The 26,142-nt window shown below is 63.8% G+C and carries 25 protein-coding genes; 14 read left to right on the top strand and 11 right to left on the bottom strand.

All coding sequences use genetic code 11. The features are described from left to right. The first annotated feature begins 94 nt into the window (after positions 1 to 94). Both P2T57_RS18820 and P2T57_RS18815 read left to right on the top strand, forming a co-directional pair. Positions 95 to 487 carry a cupin domain-containing protein gene (locus tag P2T57_RS18820; protein ID WP_276302284.1) on the top strand — a complete coding sequence of 131 codons (393 nt, stop codon included), beginning with the start codon at positions 95 to 97 and terminating at the stop codon, positions 485 to 487. A 188-nt stretch (positions 488 to 675) separates the two neighbouring features. Next, complete coding sequence (locus P2T57_RS18815) at positions 676 to 1,074, top strand: hypothetical protein (RefSeq protein ID WP_276302283.1); 399 nt, start codon at positions 676 to 678, stop codon at positions 1,072 to 1,074. 57 nt (positions 1,075 to 1,131) lie between these two features. On the opposite strand, the gene P2T57_RS18810 is transcribed toward P2T57_RS18815, so the two are convergent. Continuing rightward, positions 1,132 to 2,406, bottom strand: coding sequence for a M24 family metallopeptidase (locus P2T57_RS18810; protein WP_276302282.1), 1,275 nt, complete (start codon positions 2,404 to 2,406; stop codon positions 1,132 to 1,134). A gap of 442 nt (positions 2,407 to 2,848) precedes the next feature. Here P2T57_RS18810 and P2T57_RS18805 point away from each other — a divergent pair, with 442 nt between their 5' ends. After that, positions 2,849 to 3,619: an SDR family NAD(P)-dependent oxidoreductase gene (locus tag P2T57_RS18805; RefSeq protein ID WP_276302281.1), complete on the top strand. Its 771-nt coding sequence runs from the start codon at positions 2,849 to 2,851 to the stop codon at positions 3,617 to 3,619. A 326-nt stretch (positions 3,620 to 3,945) separates the two neighbouring features. Continuing rightward, positions 3,946 to 4,995 (top strand): hypothetical protein, encoded by a 1,050-nt coding sequence (locus P2T57_RS18800; protein ID WP_276302280.1) that lies wholly within the window; start codon positions 3,946 to 3,948, stop codon positions 4,993 to 4,995. Positions 4,996 to 5,451: 456 nt separating this feature from the next. Here P2T57_RS18800 and P2T57_RS18795 read toward each other — a convergent pair whose 3' ends face one another. After that, the gene (locus P2T57_RS18795; protein ID WP_276302279.1) at positions 5,452 to 6,378 is read right to left on the bottom strand and encodes an ATP-grasp domain-containing protein; all 927 of its coding nucleotides are present in this window, start codon (positions 6,376 to 6,378) and stop codon (positions 5,452 to 5,454) included. 48 nt (positions 6,379 to 6,426) lie between these two features. Continuing rightward, positions 6,427 to 7,374 carry an ATP-grasp domain-containing protein gene (locus tag P2T57_RS18790; RefSeq protein ID WP_276302278.1) on the bottom strand — a complete coding sequence of 316 codons (948 nt, stop codon included), beginning with the start codon at positions 7,372 to 7,374 and terminating at the stop codon, positions 6,427 to 6,429. 169 nt (positions 7,375 to 7,543) lie between these two features. Here P2T57_RS18790 and P2T57_RS18785 point away from each other — a divergent pair, with 169 nt between their 5' ends. Further along, positions 7,544 to 8,260: an EthD domain-containing protein gene (locus tag P2T57_RS18785; protein WP_276302277.1), complete on the top strand. Its 717-nt coding sequence runs from the start codon at positions 7,544 to 7,546 to the stop codon at positions 8,258 to 8,260. A 72-nt stretch (positions 8,261 to 8,332) separates the two neighbouring features. On the opposite strand, the gene P2T57_RS18780 is transcribed toward P2T57_RS18785, so the two are convergent. The 3 genes from P2T57_RS18780 to P2T57_RS18770 form a co-directional block, all read right to left on the bottom strand. Next, positions 8,333 to 8,461, bottom strand: a complete 129-nt coding sequence (locus P2T57_RS18780) for a hypothetical protein (protein ID WP_276302276.1) — start codon at positions 8,459 to 8,461, stop codon at positions 8,333 to 8,335. A 7-nt stretch (positions 8,462 to 8,468) separates the two neighbouring features. Then, the gene (locus P2T57_RS18775) at positions 8,469 to 9,065 is read right to left on the bottom strand and encodes a hypothetical protein (RefSeq protein ID WP_276302275.1); all 597 of its coding nucleotides are present in this window, start codon (positions 9,063 to 9,065) and stop codon (positions 8,469 to 8,471) included. Positions 9,066 to 9,141: 76 nt separating this feature from the next. Then, a complete protein-coding gene (locus tag P2T57_RS18770) occupies positions 9,142 to 9,303 on the bottom strand; it encodes a hypothetical protein (RefSeq protein WP_276302274.1) in 162 nt (53 codons plus the stop codon). A 102-nt stretch (positions 9,304 to 9,405) separates the two neighbouring features. Here P2T57_RS18770 and P2T57_RS18765 point away from each other — a divergent pair, with 102 nt between their 5' ends. The 6 genes from P2T57_RS18765 (at position 9,406) to P2T57_RS18740 (ending at position 15,987) form a co-directional block, all read left to right on the top strand. After that, entirely contained in the window at positions 9,406 to 10,440 is a 1,035-nt protein-coding gene (locus P2T57_RS18765; protein ID WP_276302273.1) for an LLM class flavin-dependent oxidoreductase, read from the top strand. 223 nt (positions 10,441 to 10,663) lie between these two features. Next, on the top strand, positions 10,664 to 11,950 hold the full coding sequence (locus P2T57_RS18760; RefSeq protein WP_276302272.1) for an ABC transporter substrate-binding protein: 1,287 nt from the start codon (positions 10,664 to 10,666) through the stop codon (positions 11,948 to 11,950). A gap of 1 nt (position 11,951) precedes the next feature. Next, a complete protein-coding gene (locus tag P2T57_RS18755) occupies positions 11,952 to 13,970 on the top strand; it encodes an ABC transporter permease (RefSeq protein WP_276302271.1) in 2,019 nt (672 codons plus the stop codon). After that, a complete protein-coding gene (locus tag P2T57_RS18750) occupies positions 13,970 to 14,776 on the top strand; it encodes an ABC transporter ATP-binding protein (RefSeq protein ID WP_276302270.1) in 807 nt (268 codons plus the stop codon). Before P2T57_RS18755 ends, P2T57_RS18750 begins: the two co-directional genes overlap by 1 nt. Further along, positions 14,773 to 15,549 (top strand): ABC transporter ATP-binding protein, encoded by a 777-nt coding sequence (locus P2T57_RS18745; protein ID WP_276302269.1) that lies wholly within the window; start codon positions 14,773 to 14,775, stop codon positions 15,547 to 15,549. Before P2T57_RS18750 ends, P2T57_RS18745 begins: the two co-directional genes overlap by 4 nt. A 243-nt stretch (positions 15,550 to 15,792) precedes the next feature. After that, complete coding sequence (locus tag P2T57_RS18740; RefSeq protein ID WP_276302268.1) at positions 15,793 to 15,987, top strand: hypothetical protein; 195 nt, start codon at positions 15,793 to 15,795, stop codon at positions 15,985 to 15,987. 59 nt (positions 15,988 to 16,046) lie between these two features. On the opposite strand, the gene P2T57_RS18735 is transcribed toward P2T57_RS18740, so the two are convergent. After that, positions 16,047 to 17,897, bottom strand: coding sequence for an asparagine synthase-related protein (locus P2T57_RS18735; RefSeq protein WP_276302267.1), 1,851 nt, complete (start codon positions 17,895 to 17,897; stop codon positions 16,047 to 16,049). Positions 17,898 to 18,166: 269 nt separating this feature from the next. Here P2T57_RS18735 and trxA point away from each other — a divergent pair, with 269 nt between their 5' ends. Continuing rightward, entirely contained in the window at positions 18,167 to 18,577 is a 411-nt protein-coding gene (trxA, locus tag P2T57_RS18730; protein ID WP_276302266.1) for a thioredoxin, read from the top strand. A 113-nt stretch (positions 18,578 to 18,690) separates the two neighbouring features. Continuing rightward, on the top strand, positions 18,691 to 19,251 hold the full coding sequence (locus P2T57_RS18725) for a class I SAM-dependent methyltransferase (protein ID WP_276302265.1): 561 nt from the start codon (positions 18,691 to 18,693) through the stop codon (positions 19,249 to 19,251). Between the two features lie 56 nt (positions 19,252 to 19,307). Here the strand turns inward: P2T57_RS18725 and P2T57_RS18720 are convergent, their stop codons facing one another. The 3 genes from P2T57_RS18720 to P2T57_RS18710 form a co-directional block, all read right to left on the bottom strand. Further along, on the bottom strand, positions 19,308 to 19,706 hold the full coding sequence (locus P2T57_RS18720) for a hypothetical protein (RefSeq protein WP_276302264.1): 399 nt from the start codon (positions 19,704 to 19,706) through the stop codon (positions 19,308 to 19,310). 51 nt (positions 19,707 to 19,757) lie between these two features. Next, positions 19,758 to 20,627, bottom strand: a complete 870-nt coding sequence (locus tag P2T57_RS18715; RefSeq protein ID WP_276302263.1) for a hypothetical protein — start codon at positions 20,625 to 20,627, stop codon at positions 19,758 to 19,760. A 227-nt stretch (positions 20,628 to 20,854) separates the two neighbouring features. Continuing rightward, positions 20,855 to 21,211: an SHOCT domain-containing protein gene (locus P2T57_RS18710; RefSeq protein WP_276302262.1), complete on the bottom strand. Its 357-nt coding sequence runs from the start codon at positions 21,209 to 21,211 to the stop codon at positions 20,855 to 20,857. 347 nt (positions 21,212 to 21,558) lie between these two features. Between P2T57_RS18710 and P2T57_RS18705 the strand changes: the two genes are divergently transcribed. Continuing rightward, positions 21,559 to 23,064, top strand: coding sequence for an SLC13 family permease (locus P2T57_RS18705; protein WP_276302261.1), 1,506 nt, complete (start codon positions 21,559 to 21,561; stop codon positions 23,062 to 23,064). A gap of 70 nt (positions 23,065 to 23,134) precedes the next feature. Here P2T57_RS18705 and P2T57_RS18700 read toward each other — a convergent pair whose 3' ends face one another. Then, complete coding sequence (locus P2T57_RS18700; protein WP_276302260.1) at positions 23,135 to 26,005, bottom strand: InlB B-repeat-containing protein; 2,871 nt, start codon at positions 26,003 to 26,005, stop codon at positions 23,135 to 23,137. Positions 26,006 to 26,142 lie beyond the last annotated feature (137 nt).

Raw genomic sequence — 26,142 nt, 5'->3', positions numbered from 1 at the left:
CGGCAGGCAGAACCGTCTTCGTGTATAAAGTTCAGGTCCGCGATGGTCGGTTTTTGCCTCCATCCTTTTGCCACGTCGCGTCGAACCTACGGGCATGTACGAGAAAACTAGCCTTGCGGACCTCGAAACACGCGACGTGGAGGACATCGAACCCGACCTGAAGGCCGTGGGGTATCGACTCCGCCCCGAGGAGATGCGCCCCAGCGTCTGGGAGTTCGCGGAGGGCGAGACGAACAACTGGCACCGCCACGAGGAACAGGAAGAACTCTACTACGTCCTCTCCGGGACGTTTCTCGTGACCGTCGAAAGTGAGGAGAAAGGGGAAAGCGAGGACGGAGCAGTCGAGCGCGAAACCTTCGAACTCGGAGAAGACGAAGTGGTCGTGATGCCGCCCGAGACGTGGCGACAGTTCGAGGCGCTTGATGCGGGCCGCCTGCTGGTCGTCGGCGCGCCGAGCGTGAAGGACGACGGAATCACGGGGGATTAGGCGGCGTAGTGGCACCGATTCTGGCCGTCAATCGCGTCGGACGTGACCAGTGGTTACCACTACCAACGTTCAACCGCAACGAATCGAACTCGTTCCGGCGAGAAGCCCTGCCGACGCTTTTATCACGGATATAGAGCTAACCCCATAGCCATAAATCATTTAACTATATCCTACTAACAATAACATGTATGGAATCCAACTCAAGACGCGACGTCCTGAAGAAGAGCGGAATAGCACTCGCATCGAGTTCAGCCCTCGCCGTCCTCGGTTCGGGGAGCGCGGTCGCCGCCGGAAGCGACTACGAGCTAATCGTCGGCTCGAAGTCGGGGTACTCTGCGTACCTCATCCACGTCCCGAAGGCGAGTTCCGAGACGGCGGTCTTCGGGACCGAGTTCACCGAGGAGGACAGCGCTGATTCCATCGACGCGATAGAGGACGGCGGCGACTACTACGAGATATACGGCGGCGTCAGCACCGGCGACGACGATAGCGACCCGACGAACGGGGACAAGTGGCTGGTGCGCTCCGGCGGGAGCTACGAGGGTATCGACACCGACGATGTCACCGTCTCGACCAACCCGCTATAGCCGAGACATCGAGCCTATTTTTTCGGCCCGCCGGCCCGAGAGACCGAGTGAGCCTCGTCAGTGTTCGATGGTCGTAATCTCCTCGACGGGCCACTGGCTCAGAATCTCGACGCCGTTCTCGCGGACGACCACCATCTCCTCGACGCGGACACCCTGATTCTCGGCGGGTTGCATCGTCTCGACGGCCATCGTCATGCCCTCCTCGATTTCGATGGGGTGGTCGGGCGAGAGGCCGCGCCAGATGAGCGGGACCTCGTAGAGTTGGAGACCCAGACCGTGCGCCCAGTGGTTGGTGGTCATCTCCCAGTAGTCCTCCGCGCCGTACCAGTCCATGTGTTCGCCCTCCTTGTCGGGGAAGCCCTTGCAGATTTCGTCCGTGGTCGCGCCGGGTTCGATGCGCTCTAACACGTCGTAGAGGTCGTCGCGGGCCTTCTCGTAGGCGTCCTTCTGGGCTTGGGTGGGTTCGCCCATGCTGAAGGTGCGGTAGTAGCAGGAGCGATAGCCCATGAAGCCGATGTTGTAGAAGTCGGCGTAGACCAAATCGCCGGGCCGAATCACCCGGTCAGTCGTGTTGGCTTGGTGCTTGGGCCACGTATTCGGGCCGGAAGTGCAGTAGCCGCCCTGCACCATCGCGCCGAGTCGCCAGAGTTCCTTGGTGGCCTCGCCCCAGACCTCGGACTCGCGCATGCCGGGCTTTGCGGTCTCCTTGATGCGCTGGAATCCGGCCTCGCAGATGGCCGCGACCTGTCGGAGACACTCGATTTCGTCGCGGGTCTTGACCTTCCGGGCGTCCTCCATGGCCTGAGCGCATTCGCCGGTCCGAACGTCCACGCCGCGCTCCTCGAACTTCTGGATGAGTGGCTGGTTGCCCACGTCGATGCCCATCGGCTCTTTCTTGACGCCGTACTCGTCCATCGCCTCGACCACGAGGTCGGCCATCTTGCCCTTCAGCCAATCGCGGGCCGAGTTCCGACCGGAAGCACGAGGGACGTTACCGAGGCCCGGCGCGGCGTACCGGATGTCGTCCAACCACGGGCAGTTGAACTGCTGGTTGCTGGCGTGGTCGGCGGTGTCCCAGTGAACCACGTCGCCGTCCTCGGTCAGGAGGGTGTAGTGGTCGGCCCCGCTCCCGCCGGTCATGGCGAGTCCGGTCACGTACCGGACGTTGGGGTCGTTGATGAGGAGCATACTTCCGAGTTCCTGCTCGGCCATCTGTTCCAAGGCGCGCTCCTTGCGCTCCTCGCGCAGACGCTGGAAGTTGATTCGCTCCTCCCAATCGACGCCCATCGTGCCGCGGGTGCCTTCCATGAAATCGCGCTGATAGAAGCCCATGGGCGGTGGTACTCCGAGGGCGATAATAAAAAGTAGTGAACTACGCTCGTAACGTGTCCCCGGAAAGAGTGGCAGTTTGGTTACGTGGACAGGCGAGTCGCGCTGAGTGCTCACGTTTCGACCGGTTCCTCCTCGGTCTGTGGTCCGGCCGCCGAAACCAACAGGTTGGTGTCGATTCCGAGGACGCAATCGGTTCCGGGCCGTTGCAGTCGTGTCTACACTGATAGCTGAACAACATGTATATAAATTATATTTGAGGCAGGTATAGCGCCACCGAACGTTGCATCTAGTTGAGAACTAATCACATATTTGTGGTTACATACACGCAATCATCTATTATTCCACCCATATATTATCTAAAAACTCTTTATTATTTATTTCTTTTATTAATTGTTTTAAATATATAAAAAGTGGTATGAAAAACCTCTCCTTTCCGAAATACATGGATTTCGAAAACGATGTGGTCCTCGTTACTGGAGCCGCAAGCGGCATCGGTGCGGCGACATCCCGAAGATTCGCCGAACGGGGCGCAACTGTCGTCGTGACCGACATCGACGTCGATGCCGGAAAAACCGTCGCCGAGGACATCCGGGAGGCGGGTGGAGACGCGGTGTTCGCAGAACTAGACGTCAGCGACGCCGAGGCCTTCCAGAGCGTCGTGGATACCGTCGTCGAGGATTACGGGCGCATCGACGTGTTGTGCAACAACGCCGGCATTTCCGGCACGATGAAAGCCATCGAGGACATCACCGAGGAGGAACGTGACCGGGTGTTCGACGTGAACATCAACGGGGCTTGGAACGGGTGTCGGGCCGTCGCTCCCATAATGAAGGAGCAGGGCGAGGGCGCAATCGTCAACACGGCATCCGCGGTCGGACTGCGCGGGTACACGCCGGTGCTTCCCTACGCGACTTCGAAGGCCGCAATCGTGAACTTCACTCGGTCGCTGGCCGGTCGCCTCGGACCGACGGGCGTGCGCGTCAACGCGGTCTGTCCCGGAATGGTCGAGACCAAGATGCTCGAAGAACACCTCAGCGAATTCGAGGACCCCGAATCGGTCCGCGAGCGCGGCGAGGACCTGCACGTCCTCGGCCGATTCGCGGAACCCGAGGAGATAGCCAACTGTATCAACTTCCTCGCCAGCGACGAAGCCTCGTTCGTGACCGGGCACGCCTTCGTCGCGGACGGTGGTTGCGAAACGGTCATCGAGTAGTCGAGGAGGTTATCTCCGGCGTTCAGGCCCCCTTCCCGACGACAGCGAGGCCCACGAAACCGAAGATAGCGAACGGCCGCCGCGAGTCAGCGCGCCGAGGGTCCGAAGCCAGCAGTCGAACCGACCAGTGGCAGTCGGCGTTTCGAGAACCCAAATATTTACAATTTCTTCAGCAATTTCTATATAGCTTTGAGACACTTGTATATTTCCGAGCAGTCATGTCTCGAACACGAGGACCCCGCCTTGATGCTCCGACCGGGGCATCAGCCGACCAAAGCTATTAAACGCATCCATTCAATCTTGAATTAAGGACGATTGAGTAGAGTATGCGCCTGCCAACTGACCGCCTGACCCTCGAAACGGAGGTCGAGGAGACCGACACCCGGTACGGGTTCACGTGGGTCGCCATGGACGACAAGTACCGCATCCGGACCCCGGACAAGCAGTTCAAGGAGGTCCCGAAGGTGGTGGTAGACACGCTACGAGCGAAGGCCTCCGAGATGTCCATCGAGGACCTCATCGCCGAGACGGCCGAGCAGGATTCCGGTGCGGCGAACGTCCTCCGAGAGATGCGCGACGAGGGATTCGTCCGCGAGGACGCTCCGGTCGAGCGAGTCCGACCGCCCGAGGACATCCGGCTCTGGCACCGGGCGCTCGCCGTCGCGCTCCTGTTCTGCATCGGCGGGGTGCTGTGGACCAACGCGCTTTCGACGCTGGCCCAACCGATGCTCGACCGACCCTACCAGTACCTGTTCGGTGCCCTGCCGCTGGCGATTCCGACCGTCGTCTGCTCGGTGGTCGTCCACGAGTTCGGCCACTACTACACTGCGTGGAAGCAGGGACTCGACCCCGAGTTCGGCGCGTCGGTCATCAACGGGGTGATTCCAGCAGTCGTGACCCGGACCCACGGCGGGTGGTGTCTGCCCCGCAACCGGCGGATGTGGAACACGCTGGCGGGACCGGCCTACGGCCTCGTCTGGACGCTCGGGGTGTTCGCGCTGTATCACACCGTCTTCCCCCATCCGGGGTTGGCACTCGCGGGCGTCCTCTGTTTCAACCTCCAGATGTTCGCCATCGTCCCCCTGTTCCACGGCGACGGCTACCTCTTGATGACCGACTTTCTGGACGAGCAGAACATCCGGACCCGCGGAATCGAACACTTGCGGAACGGCCGCCCGACGTGGCAGGCGGCCTACGCGGCGCTCTCCTACGGTCTCGTCATCGTGGAGTTCGCGGTCAGTTTAGTCCTCGGGTACGTGTTCGGCGACGTGGGCGGTGCAGGAATCGCGGCGGCGCTCACCGCCGCCATCTACGTGGATTCGTGGCTCAACGTCACCGGGCGTCTGCGCGCGACTCTCTCGGTGTCCGGCGAGTGAGCGGCCCGTAAATCCGCCGGTCTCCTGATTGTACCGGTCGAACGCCGGAAGGACGCTGAGTCTCCGGGATAAATATAATCACTGCTCGATATTAATTATTTTAGTTGATTGTAGAAAAGTTTAAGTTAGGAAGGCATGTTATACAGTATGTAGCATGCACGAGACATTCATCCAAGCGCTCGACGAAGAAGAGGACCTCGAAGACCGCGAACACACCCAGCACACCAGCTCGAACGGCGACGGTAGCTGAGGCAACTGCCCGCGAGTAGTAGTCGGATTCCGCTCGCGGTACCCGCGACTTTTCGGAGATACGTACTACCCGATAGCCGGCGCGACGGGCAATTAGGCCGGCAATCAGGCTGACCGACAATCAGACGGACGAGCAATCAGATTGACCGTCAGTCGTGCGCGAACAAAATCGAAAACGGCGAGTTCTGCTCCCAGTCGGCGCGGCGTTCAGTTCACGAGCGCGTCGGCGAGGACCCCCGCGATGTCGGTCGCACTGTAGAGGTCGTGGAAGGCGAACCGAGGCCCCGGATTGACCTCCAGCAGGGCGTGGGTCTCGTCGCTGACGCGCAGGTCGGCCGCCCCGAAGCGCATCGGCGAGACCTCCCCAGCGCGTTCCACGTCCCGGCGAACCTCGTCCCGGAGGTCCACGGATTCGGCGTCGTCGATTCGGCTCTCGGTCTTGAAGGTCCACTCGTCGGTCACGTAGCGACTCGCGCCGACCACCTCGCCGTCGAGGAAGAACGCCCGCACGTCGTCGCCCTCGACGTACTCCTGAAACTGGACGGGCGCGTTCGCCAGTCGGTCAAGCGGGGCCGTCTCAAGGTCCGACTCGGACAGCCGATTCGGCCACGCCTCCTCGACCACCGGCTTGTAGACGACTTCGCCGTGGTCCGCGACGAACTCCCGAGCGCGGTCCGGGTCGGTCGTGAACACCGTGTCCGGAACCGAGATTCCCTCCGCAGTGAACTGCTCCATCTGGAGTGGCTTCCACTCGTCGTAGTGCTGGGTCCCCGGCGGGTAGAACACCGTCGCGCCCCGGTCGTCGAACAGACCGAGGAGCGACCGGAAGATGCCGCGCCACTGGTCGGTCTTCATGAACAGGTTCCGGGTCCCTTCGTCCTCGAAGTCGTCGGCGAACCGCGACAGCGAGGGGTGGAAGATGTGGTGGACCCACGGGAACACGCCCGTCACCTCGTCGAGGTCGAACTCCCTGCCGACCGTCACCGTGTCGCCCCCCACGTCGAAGGTCACCGGCACGTCGCTGGGCCAGTCGGTCGTGTCCCAGACGACCGCCTCCTCGCCGCGCTCCGCGACGGCCTCGGCGAGGAGTTCGAACTCCTTGAACTCGGCTTCTCCGATAAGTACAATCGTCATTGAGGATGCAACTATCGGGAGTCGATAAAAATATTTGGGACGGACGGGCTACGACGCCAGCAGGTACTCGGCGATTCGCTCGCCGACCGCGGTCGCACCGGCGAGGTCGTGGGCCGCGAACCGACCGGGCGTGTTGCTCTCCAAGACGGTGTAGTCGCCGTCGTCGGTGATTCGCACGTCTACGGCGGCATAGGCCGAGGGGGTGAGTTCGGCCGCCCGGACAATCGTCTCCCGGAGGTCGGCGTCGGGCGAGAGGCGTATCGACTCGATGTCGGTGTAGGCGACTTCGGAACTCTTGAACGAGATGGCGTCCTCGTCGTAGCCGTACTGTATCTGGCCCACGAACTCCCCGTCAACGACGTAGGCGCGGGTGTCCTCGCCGGGAATGTACTCCTGCAGTTTGATGGGCGCGCCCGATAGCTTTTCGAGGCGCTCCGGTTTGAGGTCGTCGGGCCGTATCACTTCCATGCCCTCGCCGCCGTTGACCGGTTGGACCAGCGCGCGAGAGTGGTTCTCCACGAACTCCTCGACGCGCTCGGGGTCGTTAGTGAACGTCGTGTCCGGGACCGGAACGTCCTCGTCGTCGTACAACTGGAGCATCCACGGCCGGTGGAAGTCCCAGTAGCGGTCCCGTGGCGAGACCGGTATCTTCGCGCCGTGTTCCTCGAAGATTGCGAGGAGCGACCGGAAAGTCTGTTGCCACTCTCGGAGTTGCTTGTACGCCGGGCGCTCCGGTTTCTCCTCGAACCAGTCGTAGTGGGGGAGATACGTCGGGAAGACCGTCTGAATCATCGAGAAGACGCCGGTCACGTCGTCGAACCGGATGGATTCGCCGAGGACGCACTCGCCGCTCCCCACGGTGTGTTCGACCGGCGCGTCCCCCGGCCAGTCCTCGACTGGGACGACGACGGTTTCCGCGCCGCGCTCCTCGGCGGCCTCCCGGACGAGTTCGTGCTCTTTGAACCGGTCGGTCTCGCCCAAAATAACGATGGTCATTGTCCGGTGAGATTAGCTGTGACTACAAGTATTTTAGGGAGATTTTGGTAGAAAAGAAGCTAAAATACGGTCGGCTCTGGAGTGGTCGGTCGAGGACGAATCGCCGTCCGGAAGGGCGTCGGCAGTCCATCGGCGGGTTTTATTGGGAGCGCAAGCGACGTTCCAGTCGATGTACAAACACGTGGCCCTGCTGGTTCGGCAGGACGACATGACTCACGACGAGTTCGTGGACTACTGGCAGAACAACCACACCCCCATCGCCCGCGAAATCGAGGGTGTCACGCGCTACCAGACCGTCCTCCCGACCGACCCCGAGAACGCCGAGTTCGACGGTCTGGCCGAACTCTACTTCGAGGACTTAGACGACTTGCACGACGCCCTCGGAAGCGAGGGAAGCCGGGACTACGACCCCGACAAGGGCAAAGCCAAGGAGGCCCGCGAGGACGTGGACAACTTCCTCGACATCGACGAGCGACCCCGGTTCATCGGCGAGGAGATAATCCAGAAGGACGAGGTAGACGGCGACACCGACGGTCTCTACAAGCACTCGGCCTTCCTCGTCCGCCAAGACGGCATGACCCACGACGAGTTCGTGGACTACTGGCAGAACAACCACACCCCCATCGCTCGGGAAATCGACGGCGTGGTGCGCTACGCCACGGTCCTCCCGACTGACCCCGAGAACGCCGAGTTCGACGGGATTGCGGAACTCTACTTCGAGGACCTCGACAAACTCTACGACGCTCTCGGGAGCGAGGGAAGCCGGGACTACGACCCCGACAAGGGCAAGGCCAAGGAGGCCCGCGAGGACGTTGACAACTTCCTCGCCATCGACGAGCGACCGCGATTCATCGGGCAGGAGACGGTCCAGAAGGACGAGACGTAGCGAGTCGAGAAATCGAACTCGGCGGTAGAGGCTTCTTTTTGCTCGTTCGAGCGAGAGAGGTATCCCGTTCGACTAGTTACGGCGGTCCTCCAACCACTTTCCGAAGCGGAGTTTGAGGTCCGCGAGGCGTTTCGAGCCGCCCGTGTAGACGTACTCCGCCCGAACGAGACTCGACTCGTCGGCGTCGTCCCTTGCGGTCATAGCTATCTCAAAATTGCTCCGTAATGACGGATAAAGGTTGGTACAGCAGTTGAATCCGAGTCGATTGGATGGCGACGTGGAACACGGCGGCCAAAACGAATAGAACCACTGCGCAGGCCAGCAGGAAACGGGAGGCGTCGAGGAAGAACGCGTTCGACCAGAGAACACGTCGGTTTCTGAGAAGGCCGCGTTCGTACCGGCCGATGACTTCGACGTACGCCGCCTCGGTGTCTATCTGCTCCTCGTAGTCGATGGGGATTCGGTCCGGACTCGACCCGATGAAGAGCTTCGAAGTGCCGTACACGAACAGCGACGCGACGAGGGAACCCACCAGCGAGACCGTTCCGGCCGCTCCGAGGAGACCGAGGCCGAGCGACGGGACCAGTTTCGCACCGCCGACGAGGAGGCCGGTCAGCACGAACGCGATTCGGACCGTTCGAACCGCTTCGCCGTCGAGTTTGTTGATTTGGGCGAGTTGCTGGCTCGTCGTCGTGCGGGCTTCCTCCAACAACATCTGCCGACCGTCGCCGCCGCCCGGTTCGTTGCCGTTTCGGTTCGACCGACCGCCGCCGCTCGCCGCCGCTGGTGATTCCGATTCCGACATGTCCTGCGACCAGTTCGTCGCGTCCTCGGTCAAAAAGATTCGTGCGAGGAGGTAGCACCGAGAATCGGACCGGGCACTATCCAAGGAAGTACAACAGCAGGAAGAACACCACGAGCATCCCGACCAGCACCAGCGCGGGCTTGAGGACCTCGAAAATCGACTCCTTGGGGCCGTCGAGGCCGCCGTCGGCGTTCTCCGAGACACCGGGCCTGCTCGCGCCGCCGGGTGCGTCGGTCATGCTTCGATGCTGAATCGCCTCCGGCATAAGTCTCGGGGTAAGTTTCGGGACGTGAACTGCTACCTTATAAAACATTAAGACGGCCCGGCCACATTTGCCGGTATGGAAATCGGGACCGGACTGTTCACCTGCCAGCGACGACCCGACGACGACCGGTCGATGAGCGAGATTTACGACGAGATGCTGACTCTCGGGCGCGCCATCGACGATTCTGGCCTCGCCAGCGCGTGGGTCTCGGAGCATCACTTCGCCGACGACGGCTATCTCTCGGCGACGATGCCGACCCTCGGGGCGTTGGCCGCCGAAACCGAGGACATCGAACTCGGCACCTGCATCGCCCTCGCACCGCTCTACGACGGGGTGCGCCTCGCCGAGGACGCCGCGACGGTGGACCTGCTGGCCGACGGCCGACTCACCCTCGGCCTCGCCATCGGGTCGAACCCGACCGAGTTCGAGGAGTTCGGCGTCCCCCGCGACGAGCGCGTCGAGCGAATGGAAGACACCACCGACCTCGTGCGGTCAGCGTGGTCCGAGGGACCGCTGGACTACGACGCCGAGTTCCACGACGTGTCGCCGGACGTGACCGTCACCCCCAAGCCCGACAGCGAAATTCCGGTGATGTACGGCGGGTCGGCCAAGCCAGCAGTCCGACGCGCGGCCCGAGTGGCAGATGCGTGGTGCGCGCCCTCCGCGCTCTCGATTGGGGGCGTCCGCAAGCGCGTCGAGGACATCCGGAAGGTCCGGGCCGAGGAGGGCCTGCGAGACGACGCCAGCGAGGCCGGTGACGCCGAGGACGACTTCGACGTGTACGTCCTCCAGCACGGGTTCGTCGGCGATTCGGAGGAAGAAGCGTGGGAGCGGATGAAGGAGGGCTACTTCTACATCCAGCGGCGCTACGCCGAGATTTTCTCGGGCGAGGAGGTCGAAGAACTGGACGACGAGCGCAAGCGGGAGTTGAAGGAGCAGGCAATCTACGGCACGCCCGAGCAGGTTGTAGACCAGTTGGAGGAGTACCGCGGGGCGCTGGGCGACGACGTGCATTTCATCTTCCGGACCTACCACCCCGGCATCGGCACCGACCGGATGGTCGAGTGCGTCGAGCGGTTGGGCGAGGAAGTGGTGCCCCACTTCGAGTAGCGGGCCAGCAGTCGCGGTTCGGAAGCGTGGAGAAAAGTCACTAAACATTTCTTTAAGCAATATTTTTGTTTCTTTCGGAATTGGTTATAGTTCCCTTTCTGTCGTTGCGGCTCGGCTATTACCGATTGTTGTGCTGACAAGACAGACGGAGGAGAGTTATTTCGACGTCGCCGCACCCGTATTTTACACAATAGTTTATTATCCAAGATTCCGCATAGCCGGTATGGGTCGTCAAACCAACCCACGGAACGCGGGCGAAGCGACCGAGCGGACTTCGGAAACTGACTCCGGCCTCTCCTCGCGGCGGAACGTACTGCGGCTTGCAGGTATCGCGGGAACCGGCGCGCTCGCCGGGTGCATCGGCGGCGCGGGCGTCGGCACCCAGAGCATCGACACGGTGAACTACGGCGTGCTGAGTCCGATGACCGGTCCCTACGGCGGACTCGCCGAGGGCCAGCGAAACGGGGCGAAACTGGCCGTCCAGCACGTCAACGAGAGCGACCAGTTCAGTTTCGAGATAAGCGCGGTGTACGAGGACACCGAGGCCGACACCGCGACCGGTCGCCAAGTCGCCCAGAAGGCGGTCCAGCAGGACGGCGCGGAGTATCTGATGGGCGCGATTTCGAGTTCGACCGCGCTGGCGCTCAACTCGTTCGCCGAGAACGAGGAGGTCATCTACAACCCCGGCGCGGCCGCGATGAACATCACCGGCGCGGACTGCAACGAGTACGTCTTCCGGGCCGAGACCCACACCGCCCAAATCGCGGAGGCCGTCGCGCCGTGGACCGCCAACAACCTCGGAACGAGCGTCTGGTTCCACATCGCTGACTACGCCTACGGCCAGTCGGTCCGCAGGGAGTGGAAATCCCGGATGCAGGAGACCAGCGACGATTTCACCGAGGTCGGCGTCTCGCGGTCCCAACTCGGCGCGACGAACTACGGGTCGTACATCAGCCAAATCAGCAACTCGGACGCCGAACTGGCGATTCTGGGCATGACCGGCGGCGACCTCATCAACTTCGTCAATCAGGCCGCGAATCAGGGGTTGAAGGACGACGTGACGCTGGTGAGTCCGACGATGACCTTCCAAGTCGTCCGGGGCGCGCTCGGCCCGGCGGCCTACGGGACCTACGGCGGAGTCCGGTACGTGCCGAAACTCGATACCGGCGACAACCAGCGCTTCGTGTCGGCGTATCAGGACGCCTACGACACGACGCCCGACAGTTTCGCCCGCGTCGCCTACGACTCCATCCGGATGACCGCCCACGGCATCGAGGAGGCCGGGACAAGCGACCCCGAGGAGGTCAAAGACACCCTCGCGGGCCTCGAAGTGCCCAGCACGTTCGGCCCGAACCGGTTCCGGGAGTGTGACCACCAAGCGATGAACCCGGTCTGGGTCGGCGAGAACGTCGAACCGGACTCGGGCGGCCCGGCGAACGTGAGCCTTCAGCAGAAAATCGAGGGCGAGAACGCCATCCCGCCCTGCGACGAGACCGAGTGCGACCTCTAACATGGTCGGTCTCACGGGGTTCGCCGAGCAACTGCTGAACGGGTTGACCATCGGGATGGTCTACGTCCTGATAGCCGCGGGACTGTCGGTCATCTTCGGTGTGATGGACGTCATCAACTTCGCGCACGGCGAACTGTTCGCGCTCGGGGCCTACTTCGCGTTCGCCATCTCTGCGCCCTTCGGCGGGGCAGGGTTCTGGATTGCGCTCCTCGTCGCACCCCTGCTGGTCGGCGTGCTGGGCGCGGTCATCGAGCGAGTGACTCTCCGACCGCTGTACGACCGCAACCCCCTCTATCACATCCTGCTGACCTTCGGGTTGGTGTTGATGCTCAACGACGTCATCACGTTCTTCTGGGGCAAACAGCCCAAGGCCTTCGCCGAACCGCCGATTCTGGCGGGTCCCGTGACGATTCTGGGCGTCAGCAACTCGCTGTACAGCTATTTCATCGTCGCGTTCGGCGCGGTCCTCTCGCTGGGGACGTGGTGGGCGCTGAACAACACCAAGTTCGGACTGGTGGTCCGGGCCGGGTCGCAGGACCGCGAGATGGTCCGGAATCTGGGCATCGACATCGACCGGTACTACACCCTCGTCTTCGGCGCTGGCGCGGCGCTGGCGGCAGTCGCGGGCATCGTCCTCGGTGCCTACCAGAACGTCAACCCCGGCATGGGGAACTCGGTCATCATCCCGGCGTTCGTCATCGTCGTGCTGGGCGGTCTGGGTAGCTTCCGCGGCGCAGTCGTCGGCGGACTCGGCGTCGGCATCATCCAGACGCTGGCCCGGACCTACGTCCCGGTGCTGGAGGGTCTCATCGTCTTCGCGCTGATGATAGGCGTCCTGCTGGTCAAGCCCGAAGGCCTGTTCGGGACTTCGGGCGGCGAGGGCGAGGAGGCCGAGGGCGAACTGCTGGCGGGCCAACGCGGCGGCGTGCTGACCGACCGCCAGCGATTCGGCTTGGGCGCGATTGCGGTGGTCCTCCTCGCAGTCGTTCCCCTTGGCGTCGAAGTCCTCTACTCGGAGTACGTCCTGACGCTCATGTCGGAGGTGCTGATTTGGGCGCTGTTCGCCCTGAGCCTCGACTTCGTGATGGGCTACGCCGGACTGGTCTCGCTGGGCCACGCGCTGTTCTACGGGACCGGAGCCTACGCCGCGGTGCTGGTCTTACTTCACGTTAGCTCCTCGGCGTTCGTGGCGCTCGCTGTCGCAGTCGCCATCTGCGCCGCCATCGCGTGGGTCATCGGCTACCTCTCGATTCGGGTCTCGGGGGTCTACTTTGCGATGATTACCTTGGCGTTCGCCCAACTGTTCTACCGGGCCGTCTTCAAGTTGGAGTGGACCGGCGGGAGCGACGGCCTGTTCGGGGCCGACGTGCTGTACGGAATCGGGGGGTACGCGATGGAACTGGACGAAATCGCCGAGATGGTGCCCCTCGTCGCCGAGGAGGGCCTGTTTTACTACTTCCTGCTGGCCACCGTGGTCGGGTCCTATCTCGTCGCGCGCCAGATGATGCGGGCACCCTTCGGGAGCGTCCTCCAGTCCATCCGGGAGAGCGAGCGCCGGACCGAGTTCGTCGGCTACGACGTGACCGCCTACAAGCGCCGAGCGTTCGTCGTCTCGGGCGCGATGGCGGGGCTTGCGGGCGGCCTGTTCGCGGTCGAAAGCGGGTTCGTCGCGCCCTCGCTCCTGTTCTGGCTGAACTCCGGCGAGGTCGTCGTGATGACGGTGCTGGGTGGGATGGGGACCCTCTACGGCCCGATGGTCGGTGCGGGGGTCTACATCGGGTTCGAGGAGGTCCTCTCGTCGTACACCGAGCAGTGGCAGTTCTTCCTCGGGGCGCTGTTCGTCGTCTTCGTCATCCTGCTCCCGAGAGGACTGGTCTCGCTCCCGGACAAACTGGTCGAGGCCGGCGGGAGAGCGGGCGCTGGCGGCAGTGCAGGCACGGGACCGGGTGCTGGCGGTGGTCCCGGCGAGGCCCACGGCGACGACGCCGAACCCCTCGCCGAGCAGGAGGTGAACGAGTGATGGCGGTCTCCGAGAGCGCGGATGGGTTCGACCCCGAGACCGAGACGGTCCTCCGGGCAGAGGGCCTGACCAAGCAGTTCGGCGACTTCACCGCGCTCGACGGCGTGGACTTGGGCGTTCGGGACGGCGAGTTCCGGAGCGTCATCGGGCCGAACGGCGCGGGCAAGACCACGCTGTTCAACTGCCTGACCGGCGCGCTCAGGCCGACCGCGGGGTCGGTCCACTTCCGGGGCGAGGACGTGACCCGGCTTCCGCCCCACGAGCGAGTTCGGCGCGGGATGGGTCGGTCCTTCCAGATTTCGACCGTCTTCGGCGGTCTCTCGGTCCGCGAGAACGTCAGACTCGCGGCCCAGTCGGTTGCGGAGGGCGAGGGAAGGATTCCCTTCCACCGAAAGCTGTTCAGTCCGACCGACCGCTTCGAGTCGGTCGAATCGCGGACCGACGAGGTGCTTTCCGAAATCGGCTTGGAGAGTCGGGCCGACGACTACGCCCGGAATCTGGCCCACGGCGACCGGCGAAGACTGGAACTCGGACTGGTGCTGGCGACCGACCCACAACTGGTCTTGCTCGACGAACCGACCGCGGGGATGGGGAGCGAGGAGACCCAGCGCACAATTTCGCTGGTCGAGGACGTGCTGGCCGACCAGACGATGCTCCTCATCGAACACGACATCGACCTCGTGATGAACGTCTCGGACACCGTGACGGTGCTGAACCGCGGGCAGGTGCTGGCGACTGGAACGCCCGAGCGAATCGCGCAGGACGACGACGTGCAGAAGGCCTACCTCGGAGGTGTCCGGGAATGAGCGACTCGTCTCGCCTCGACGCCACCGACTCGGACCGGTTGGACGCCGGGGCCTGCGAGAATCCGCTCCTCGACGTGTCTGGCCTCGTCGCGGGATACGGCGCGACGGAGGTCCTCCATGGCGTGTCGCTCTGCGTCAAGGAGGGCGAGGTCGTCTCGCTGGTCGGGCGCAACGGCGCGGGCAAGACCACCACCCTGCGCTCCATCGTGGGCAACGTCGTCCCCTCGGCGGGGACGATTACCTTCGACGGGCAGGACGTGACGGACCTCTCGCCCGAGGAGACCGTCCGGCGGAACGTCGCCTTCGTGCCCGAGGAGCGCAGAATCTTCCCCGAGTTGACCGTCGCCGAGAATCTGAAAGTCGGCCAACTCGGCGGCGGAGCGACCGCCGAGTCGCGGGACCCCGAGGAGGTCCTCGCGGAGTTCGAGAACCTGCGGGACCACCCGAATCGCCGGGGCGGCGCGCTGTCGGGCGGCGAACAGCAGATGCTCGCCATCGCTCGGGCGCTGGTCGCCGGGGCCGACCTCCTCCTGCTGGACGAACCCACCGAGGGCCTCGCGCCCTTCGTCGTCCGGCGGGTCGAGGAGTTGGTGGGAAGCCTGAACGACGAGGGCATCTCGGTCCTGCTGGTCGAGCAGAACGTCGAGGTGGCGCTGGAACTCGCCGACCGCCACTACGTGCTGGACCGCGGGGAAATCGTCTATCACGGCACGAGCGACCAGTTGCGCGAGAACGACGAAGTGGTCGATAGGCATCTGGGCGTCTCGATTTGAGAACCCGACCGGATGCATCTCGTCGCTGGCTCCGACCTACGCATCTCGGCATCGACTCCGCTGTCCGGCGCGTGCTGGCGCACCCCGTCAGTGGGTGCCCCAATCGCGCGAGTGGCGAGGGGCGAGGGAGCGACTGGAAAGAGTCTCCCGGTGGTGTCTCCGGAAAGAACGCCCGAAAAGGCCAATCGTCAGGTAGCGATACCGTACCACATATTTAACTTCTCATAGCCCATCATCTCGCGTATGGCATCAGCGTGGCGTCAGTTACTCCCGCAGTTTCTCATCATGCTGGTACTCTACTTTCTGGGCGTCGCTCTCTTAGCCGTCGCGGGAATCGAGGGGTTCGTCCCCCGAGTCATCGTGGCAATCGTCATCGCGTTCGGCTACCCCGCTGTCCTGCGGCGGATGGGTCGCGCGCCGCCCGCGTGGGAGCGGTAAGGAAACGTAATTGTTCTTCTCGGGATTGAAAGCAATTTTGAGAGCAATAGAGAGGTTGCTTAGAACGGATTTCGGCCCGAGCGAGCGACCCGAGGAGTAACCGTCTCGCGGTCCACGGTCTGTTGCATCCAGACCTCCAGATTCAGGATTCCCGAGAGGAGGCCCCAGTTGTCCGCCTCGCCCGCGAGGTGCCGACGCCGGAGTTGCTCCACGAAGTCGCCGTCGAACAGCGCGCGGTCCCGCGCCGAATCCAGCCAGTGGTTCACCGTCCGGCGGACATCGGGATGCTGGCGGTACCAGTCGTTCCACCGGCCCGGTCGCCCGGTGAACAGTTGCCACGTGAGTTGCTTGCCGACGTAGCCAGCGTCGTGGAGCGGCAGGGGATATTTCGGCGCGAGACCGGTCCGCTCGTAGGGAATCTCGTCCAAATCCCCGTCGAGTCGGCGAACGACCGCGTGCTTGAGCGGCGACATCGACCGGGGGATGCGGCCGCCGGTCAGCGGGACCGTCCCCCGGCGGAACTTGCGGTGAGGCATCCCCGCGACGGTATCGAGAAAGTCGCCGTCGGCGAAGGGGACCCGCATGCCGACCTGACTCCGGACCGCCTGATTCCCCCGGAAGTGACCGTTCTTCGGGAAGTTGCGGAACCACACGTCCAGAATTCGGTTGGGGACGCTGGATTTGGAACTGGAAGCGACCATCTCCCGGATGGACCGGTCGGGGTCCGGCGGGGTGCCAGTCGGAGTGTCGCCGTCGAGGACCGCCCGAACGTCCTCGGCGGACTCCCGGCGGAAGGACAGCATCGACTCGAAGGCGTCGGTCGCCGAGGGCGCGTCGAGGTGGGAGGTCCAAATCTCCTCGCCGAAGAACTCCCCCTGCGGCGCGGCCTCCATCATCGCGTCCACCTTACCGTGGAGTTGGCCGAAGACGAACGAGGGCGCGACCAGATTCTGGTGGGGCACCATCCCGTCGCAGGCCCGGACCGACCGGGCGTAGGCCTCGGCGAAGTCGTCGGGCGTCTCCAACACGAGGTCGTTGTCCACGCCCAGCGACTCGGCGACCGACCTCGCGGGAGCCAGATTCGACTCGTCGGGCGGGTTCGAGTCGTAGGTGAACGTCCGGAAGGGACCGTACTCCTCGCGCAGGACTCCCGCCATCGTGCGACTGTCGAGACCTCCGGAAAGCCAGAGTCCGAGGCGACCCGAGACGGTCCCGGCGGCGTCCGAGACCGCACGCCGGTACGACGACAGCGCCCGTTCGACGTACCCCGCCGAGGAGTACCGCGAGAAGTTGGGTTCCCAGTAGCGATTCGCCGAAACGTCAGCGCCGTCCGGGCCGACCCGGAGGAGACTCGCCGGCGGAAGCGCCCTGACGCCCGCCACCAGCGACTTGTCGCCGAGCGCGAACCCGAACGACAGCAGGTCGCTCGCAGTCCGGGCGTCGATTTCGGGCGACTCCATCCGGCCAGCGACCGCCGAGAGGTCGGACCCGAAGGCCACGCCGTCGTCGGTTTCGGCGACGTAGCACTCTCTGGTCCCCAACTTGTCACTGGCGACCAGCAGGTTGCCCTCCCGGTCGGCGACTGCGAGGAGGAAGGGGCCGCTCAACTGGGGGAGCGTTACGGTGGGTCGGTCCAGCACGCGCTCGAAAATCTCGGCGTGCGAGAGGCCGAGGCGCTCGCGGTTCGAAATCGCGCCGTGGACGACGCCGACGCCCGACTCGCCGGACCACGTGGCGTGACCGCCGGGGTCCTTCTCGCCGTGATGGACCAGCGCGAGGCCCACGTCGCCCGCGGGTCCTCGTTCTGCGGGAGCGAATCGCTCGATTTCGTACCACTCCTCGGCGTCCGCGGACGCGACCATCGCATCGAGCGCGTCGGACCCGAGCGTCGTGCCGATTACGCCTACCATGTGACCGACGACGACCGAACCGCCCATTGTTATTGACTGAGCAAATCTGGCGGAAATCGGACCGCCGAAATTATCCGGCGCGTGTGTCGACCGAAATCCGGCGTTACTGTTGTCGGTCGAAAAGGTTCGGATTCGTCTCTCGACCGTTTCTGTCCGCCGCGGCGGGCGTCAGGGTCGGCGACAGAAACCGAATTAGGGCCGAGCGGGAGAAGCAATATTGTGCTATACCTGCAAAACAGTTAAAGCCGTCCGGTGACAAGATAGCGGTGATGAGCGAAGACGAACTCGAATCTATCCGCGAACAGAAGCGCGACGAACTCCTCGGCGAGGACGACGCCGAAAGCGAGACTACCGAGTCTGCGCCGAACGAACCCATCCACGTCGAGAGCGTCGAACACTTCTCGACGGTGACCACCGACCACGACGTGGTGCTGGTGGACTTCTACGCGGACTGGTGTGGACCCTGCAATATGCTCGAACCGACCGTCGAGGCCCTCGCCCAGAAGACCGACGCCGCGGTGGCGAAGGTGGACATCGACCAGCATCAGGGCCTCGCCACCCAGTACGGGGTCCGAGGAGTCCCGACGCTCCTCCTGTTCGCCGACGGCGAGCAGGTCGAACAGGTCGTGGGCGTGCAGGACGAGGCCACCCTGACCCAACTCATCGAGCGCCACAGCTAAGATTCCGGTCAGAAAGGGGGTCGTTCCGGTCGGGAGGAGGATTTGCGTTCGCGGTCTTGCGTACTTCGGCCACATCCCGCAGTCGTTAAGGCGGTCGGCCACGGATTTCGGGCATGGGATTTCACACCTTCGACCCCGAGTCGGCCGACAGACTCGAAGACGAGTCGCGGTATCGCTACCTCTCGCGCGAGGAGTTAGTCGGCGCGCTGGACCTCGATTCCGAGAGCGGGTCCTCGGTGGCGGACTTGGGGAGCGGGACCGGGTTCTACACCGACGATGTGGCCCCGTTTGCGGGCGACCTCCGGGCCGTGGACGTGCAGGCCGAGATGCACGACCTGTATCGCGAGAAGGGCGTGCCGGAGAACGTCGAGTTGGTGACCGCCGACATCGGGGACCTCCCATTCGGCGACGGCGAGTTAGACGCCGCCTTTTCGACCATGACCTTCCACGAGTTCGCCAGCGAGGAGTCGCTGGCAGAGGTCGCCAGAACCCTCCGCGACGGCGCGCGATTCGTCGTCGCCGACTGGAGCGCGAACGGGAGCGGCGACGGCGGCCCGCCGGTCGAGGAGCGCTACAGTCGTGACGAAGCAGTCGAACTCCTCGAGGACGCCGGGTTCGAGATTCGGCGGGCCGACGAGCGACCCGAGACGTGCTTCGTCGTCGCGGACCGATAGGACGTAATTCGTGGTCGCCGAACGAGCGGAGGCCGACCACGGACGACGCAATCTCCTCACGCACTGGCGAGAACGGAGCCGAGTCCGTAGCCGACGAGGGCGACAACTTGCCCGAGGACGAACGTTCCCGCGAGGAAGAACGCGAGGAAACCGGGATGTATCGGGTCGCCGAGTTGGTCAACCGACACGGCGACGGCCCCCGCGGTCAACACGGCCGCGACCGGAGCGAGGCCGACACCGACCGCGGTAGACGCCGATAGACCGTTCGCCCCGGTCCACGCCGCGACGAACAGTACGCACGCACCGGCGAGGAGGTAGGTCGCGGTAGGCCACTGCGAGCGAGTCAGTTCGCCGGCGAGGACGCTACTGGCGGCCACCAAGACGACGTATAGCCCGACCAGTCCGGCGTAAGCGACCACGCCGTACGACAGCGCATCTCTGAGTTCTGGGTTCATCGAATGAGGACCTGAAAGGATGGTTCGGGGGAAGCCTACTTCAACGTCGGGTCAGATAATCTTCGAGACGTACCCGTCCGAGGAGTCGTCACAGGTGTAACCGCTACCGTTACCCTGATAGTAGATGTTCTCGGAGTAGTCGAGCGCGTCGGTCCACGTGTCCGCGACGGTCTGGCGCGACTCCTTGAATCGGTAGTCCGGGTCGAGGATTATCGTGCCGTGGTCCTGAACGTCGTAGTGAGCCTGCGCGACGACTCGGCCGTCCGGCATGTTCCAGAGCCGAGCGTGCCACTGGCTTCCGGTGAGGTGGGTCCCGACCGACTTGGCGACGCCGCTGTCGTTCTTGGCCGCGCTTCCGTCGATGACCGTGTATCGGTCGAAACTCGGGAGGTCGGCACACCAGCACTCGCCGTCCCACCAGCTAACGTTGTCGCGCATGGCACTTCGAATCTCGCTGGCCGACTTGTTCACTTCCCACGCGACGTTTATCGGTCCCGTCCGTTCGGCGACGTCGGCGTTCTTGTAGCAGTACTCCGGCAGGTCGTGGGTCTGGGTCCCCACGTCACCGCTCGACCCGGACTCCTGAGCGACGAACTCCGACATGTGGCCCAGAACTGCCGTATCGGGCTGGGTGACTTGGAATCGACCCTTGCGGTCCCGGTAGTCCTCGGGAAGCTGTTCGCGGGTGACGGTCGCCTCGTCAACCGTCACCGTTTCAGTCCCGAACTTGGCCCTGAGCCGACCGCTCCGGAACTGTTCTTCGTAGTCGAAGGTGTCGTCTCCCGCGGGGGTGAATCGGTGAATCCGAACGCCTTCGACTCGAATCGGTCCGTCGGCGTCCTCGCTGGCACTCGCGGCACCGGCACCGAGGACGCTTGCGATTCCTACACCAGCACTCTGGAGGAACTTTCTTCTCTCCATAGATTGTAATTATATTTTTGTTATTTATTATTTTATATTTTCTTTATATACTATAACCTGAAATGGAGAAATGTTCGAACGAAAATGAGAACTTCGTTGGTGTGCGGTGTCACACTACGTCGAGTCTCGCGGATAGAATCGGTCACCGATTCGGCGAGCAGACGCCGCGCTGTGGGGGCCGAAAGACGCCCGAAATCGGTGCGCGCCGGGCGGCGTCGCCGAGTCGGCTATTCCCGGAGTCGCTGTCGTCGCTCCTCGAACTCCTCGTCCGAGAGGTCCCCCCGAGCGTAGGCCTGCCGGAGTTCTTCGAGCGCGGGGTCGCCGGTCCCGTTCGACACCGACCGATAGAGGAGATAGCCGACGCCGACGATAAGCAAGAGACCGACTATCCAGAAGCCAAACATCCACGTGGGCGTGGCCCCGCCGAACCCGCCGGGACCGGCCGGTCCGCCCTCGACCGGGCCGTGCATCCACCACCCCATCCCCATCATCGGCCACGCGAACAGCATCGTCACGACGGGGAGCAACAGCAGGAGCGCCACCGCGACGATGAGAATTCGGGAGAGTTGTGCGTTCGTCGCCATACTCGCCAAGACGACGCGCGAGGGTAAAGTTCTGTCTGCGGGACGTACTGTTCGAGAAATATTTTCCATTGGTAAGAGTATGTTTTTGTTTGTTTAACACGCAAGGAGTTGTCTTTCGGTGGCTCCCGAACGAAGCGTCTCCCGGTCGGAACGTCGGCGAGTCTGGCGTCGTCCGGTCGGAACGTCGGCGAGTCTGGCGTCGTCCGGTCGGAACGTCGGCGGGTCCGAGCGTCGTCCAGTCGGAATATCGACTTGGCCGAGCGGCTTCCGGGCGAAGTGTCGCCCAGAAACCATTACTCGGAGAGCGCCGAACTGGGAGTACGGTAGTTCTCTCGCAGGATGTCGTCATGACGGAGAAATCGCTTCCCACGGTGCCGCGTCCGCCGGACTGGACGGTCGTCCTCGGCGTCTCGGCCGCGGCGCTCGCGGTCGCTGGTGCGCCGACACCGGCAGGTCTGTCGCCCGCCGGCCAGCACGCGCTCGCCACGGCGACGTTCGCGTCCGGCCTCTGGATTACCGGCGCGCTCCCGCTGGCCGTGACCTCGCTGACGATTCCGGTCTGGCTTGTCGCGCTCGGGGTGTATCCGACGCTTGGGCAGGCGCTGACCGGGTTCGCCGACCCGGTGGTGTTCCTGTTTCTGGCCACGTTCGTCCTCGCCGTGGCGCTCCAGAAGCACGGTCTGGACCGCCGGGTCGCGCTCCGACTGCTGGGCCGGGTCGGGACGACTCCTCGTCGGGTCGTCCTCGGGGTGATGGTACCGACCGCGGTGCTGTCGATGCTCGTCTCGAACACGGCGACGGTGGCGCTGATGGCCCCCATCTCGGTCGGCGTGGTGCGTCAAATCGACGCGACAGCGAATCAGTCGGTCGAGAACCTGCACACCGCGACCCTGCTGGGAGTGGCCTACGCCGGGAGCATCGGCGGCATCGGGACGCTCATCGGCACGCCGCCCAACGCCATCGTGGTCGGCCTGCTGGCGGATGCGGGCTACGAGGTCGATTTCGCGGAGTGGCTGGTCGTCGGTCTCCCGACGGTCGCCGTCACCCTCCCGCTGGCGTGGTACCTCCTGATTCGGCTCTACCCGCCCGAGAACGTAGACGTGTCCTCTGCCCGCGAAACCGCCCGAGCGTCGGCCGACGAGGCCGGACCGCTGGACAGGTCCGCCCGGCGCGTCGCACTCATCTTCGTCGCCGTCGCGGGCCTCTGGCTTCTGGGCGGACTGGGATTTCTGTTCGAGGACGCGCTGTCTCCCGAGTGGTACGCACTCGCGTTCGGCCGAGAGAACGAGTATCAGGGTCTCCTCTACTTCGTCGTGGTCGGCCTCTCGGCGATTCCGGTCCTCTTTCTCGCGGGCGGCGTCGAGTGGGAGGACGCGGAGGGCATCGACTGGGGCACGCTCCTGCTGTTCGGCGGCGGATTGACGCTGGCCGACGCGCTGTCGGACACCGGTGCGACCGAATGGCTCGCCGGCGAGGTCCTGTCGGCGTTCGGGGACGCACCGCTGGCCGTCCTGCTGGCCGCCATCGTCGCGCTGACCGTCGCGTTCAGCGAACTCGCGTCGAACACCGCCACCGCGGCCGTCCTCGCGCCGGTCCTCATCGAGGTCGGTCGGGAGTTCCCCCTCGCGGGAATGGACGCCGCGGTCCTCCTCCCGATTGCGAGCGCCGTCGCCGCGAGTTACGGGTTCGCGCTCCCAGTCGCCACCCCGCCGAACGCCATCGTCTTCGGCACCGGCGAGGTCACTCGGGGCCAGATGCTCCGGGCCGGGTCGGTGCTAGACCTCGTGTTCGTGTTCGTGACGACCGGCGTCCTGCTGGCGCTTTCGGTGACGGTTCTGCCGGGCGTGGGTTGAAAATCGAGAGCAGAGCCGAGACGAGACCCGAAACGGAGAGAATCGAAACGGAGAACCCGAAACTGGGACCCTACGACGCTCGCCGACGGAACAGTCCGACGACGACCAGCATCGCAACGACCGCCTGCGCGATGCCGAATCCGGGCGTGTCGCCTTCGGTCGTTTCGGTCCATTGGTCGTCGGAGTCGTCAGGGTCGTCCGGGTCGTCGGGGTCGTCGGTGGTCGTCGCACCGGGTTCGCGGGCGGTGATGGTGACGGGACCGACCGTCTGCTCGCGCCGGTCGTCCTGCCCGGCGAAGTAGTAGACCGCTTGCCCACGAATCTCGTACTCTCCGGGTTCGTTAATCTGGAGGCGGACCTGCAGGGTCTCGTCGTCGTCGGGCGTGACTTGGATGAACTTCGTGGACTTGCGACTCGCCAGTTCCCCGCCACCGACGCCGGCTATCGAGACGCCCTCCTCGGGCAGTTCCAGTTCGAGTTTCGCGTTCAGATTCTCCTTCTCGACGATGTTGGCGACGGTGAACGTGACGATTGCGGACTCCTCGGTCGCCACGACGTTCGCCCGGTTGGAGTTGAGTTGGAAGTTGGCGTTCTTCTGGACGTTGATAATCCTCGTCGCGGTGTTGGCGACGTCGTTCGAGTCGGTTGCGCGGACCCGAACCCGGTGTTTGCCACCGACCTCGAAGGCGGGCGAAACCTTCGACCCCGACTCCTCGAACTCCCCGTCTCCGTCGGTGTCCCACTCGAATTCGACGTCCGAGTCGTCCGAGACCGCAGTCAGGGGCACGTGCTGGCCGATCTTAGGTTTCGTCACGTCACGCTGGATGGAGACCGAGGGTCGGTCCCGAACCGTCACGCTGTATCGCTTCGTCACGGCGTCACCGCTTTCGTCCTCGACCACGAGTTTCACCGAGTACTCGCCGGGGTCGGGGAACTCGTAGGAGACCTCCTCGCCGCGCTTTGGGTCGTCGCCGTTGACCGTCCACGTGTAGCTTCGAATCCGACCGTCAGGGTCTTCGGAGTCCTCGGCGTCGAACTCCACCGTTTCGCCTATCGTCGGCGTCTGCGAACTGGCCTCGATTTCCGGAATCGGTTTCTCGTTCTCCTCGGCGAACACCGGGTCCAGCGACTTGTCGGCGTCTATCTCGACGCTAATCGTCTGCTCGTCGCGCTCCCCATCCGGGTAGTCACCTTCCCAGTGGTCGAAGACGTACCCCTCCGCGGGAATCGCTTCGAGCGTGACCTCTGACCCTTCTTTGTACGTTCCCTCCTCGCCGCCGGTCGGCCCGGAGGGACTGATTTCGACGTCCCCGCGGTCGCTCGATGCCGATGCGTCGAGCGAGTACCGCGTTATGTCCTCTTCGAAGACGGGGGTCAGCGACTTGGCCTCGTCCATCTCGACCGTAATCGTTCGGGAGTCTTCCTCTCCGTAGGGGTAATCGCCCTTCCAGTGGTCGAACTCGTAGTCGTCCGAAGCGGTCGCTTCGAGGGTCACGTCCGTTCCCTCCTCGTAGCTCTTGGAGACGTAGCTACTGAACGAGTCGTAGGGCGGACTCATCTCGACTTCGCCGCCCTCGTCGGGAACGTCCACGTTGAGGCCGTACTCGGGTGTCACCTCGGCGAAGACGGGAGTCAGCGACTTGGCCTCGTCCATCTCGACCGTAATCGATTGGGAGTCTTCCTCCCCGTAGGGGTAATCGCCCTCCCAGTAGTCGAACTTGTACCCCTCGGCAGGGGTCGCTTCGAGGGTCACGTCCGTTCCCTCCTCGTAGCTCTTGGAGACGTAGCTACTGAACGAGTCGTAGGGCGGACTCATCTCGACTTCGCCCTTCTGGCCGGGAACGTCCACGTCGAGACCGTACTCGGGTGTCACCTCGGCGAACACCGGCCTGAGCAACTTGGCTCGGTCCATCTCGACCGTGATGGTCGAGTCGTCTCGGTCGCCCGAGGGGTAGTCGCCCTCCCAGTGGTCGAACTTGTAGCCGTCTCTCGGGTCGGCTTCGAGGGTCACGTCCGTCCCCTCCTCGTACTGCTTTTCGACGTAGCTACTGACGGTATCGTAGGGCGGGTCTACATGGACCTCGCCTTCGGTCCCCTTCACGTCGAGACCGAGTAGGTACTCGGTGGGGTCCTCGACGAAGACCGGCATCAGTCCGCGGTTCTGGTCCATCTCGACCGTGATTCGTTTCTCGTCTCGGTCGCCCGAGGGGTAGTCGCCCTCCCAGTGGTCGAACTTGTAGCCCGAGTCGGGTTGGGCTTCGAGGGTCACGTCGGTTCCGACTTCGTAGTCGAGAATCTGTCCGTCTCGATAGGTCGAGTACGGAGGACTCGCCCGGACCTCACCCTCAGAGGGAACGCCCAGTTCCAGCGTTCGCTCGTTGGCCCGGACATCGACCTCGAACCGGGCGACTTCGAATCCCTGCTGGTCGGTCGTGTCGCCGTACTCCGGCGCGTTGAACTTCCGGTCGGGGTTCTCGTCGTCGGTCAGGGTGACCCGAGTGTAGAAGACGAAGGTGCCGGTCTCCTGTGGCGTGACCGTGACCGATAACTGGTTGTCGGACCCGGCGTCCCAACCCGAAGAACCGCCGACGCCGGCCTCGGCGAGCGCGTAGTCGGCGGTCATCTCGCCGCCGTACTTGTCGTAAATCGTGTCGCCCGCTTCTCTGGTGAGTTCGAAGGAGAGGTCGGTGTAGATGCTGTTGACGTGACTGTCGGTCGCGTGCCCCGGAAACGAGACCGAGATGGTCGAGTACTTACCTGCCCGCCCGCCGAAGTTCGCGCCGTCCACTTGGATGGTGAACTGCTCGCCGACCGTCACCTCGCTCGGCGCGGAGACCGAGATGTTCGGGTCGGGGTCCTGATAGCTCTGAGTGACACCGAGTGCCGGTGCCACCGAGGAGATAATGAGCAAAGTGACAATAAGGAGCGTTCGGACGTCCATCAATCGAAATCCAATCTTCGCATTTGCATAAATTTACTGGTATCTACTTCCCGCATACTTGTTGGGGTTCGGACACTGGCTCGGCGGAGTTCTCAGCGGAGCTTGCGGTCCGTTACGCATAACCAAGTCGGCGTCGC

Source organism: Halorussus lipolyticus (genome assembly GCF_029338375.1).
In the GTDB taxonomy this organism is placed as follows: domain Archaea; phylum Halobacteriota; class Halobacteria; order Halobacteriales; family Haladaptataceae; genus Halorussus; species Halorussus lipolyticus.
Note: the sequence above shows the minus strand (reverse complement) of the source record. Positions and strands in the feature narration are given on the sequence as shown.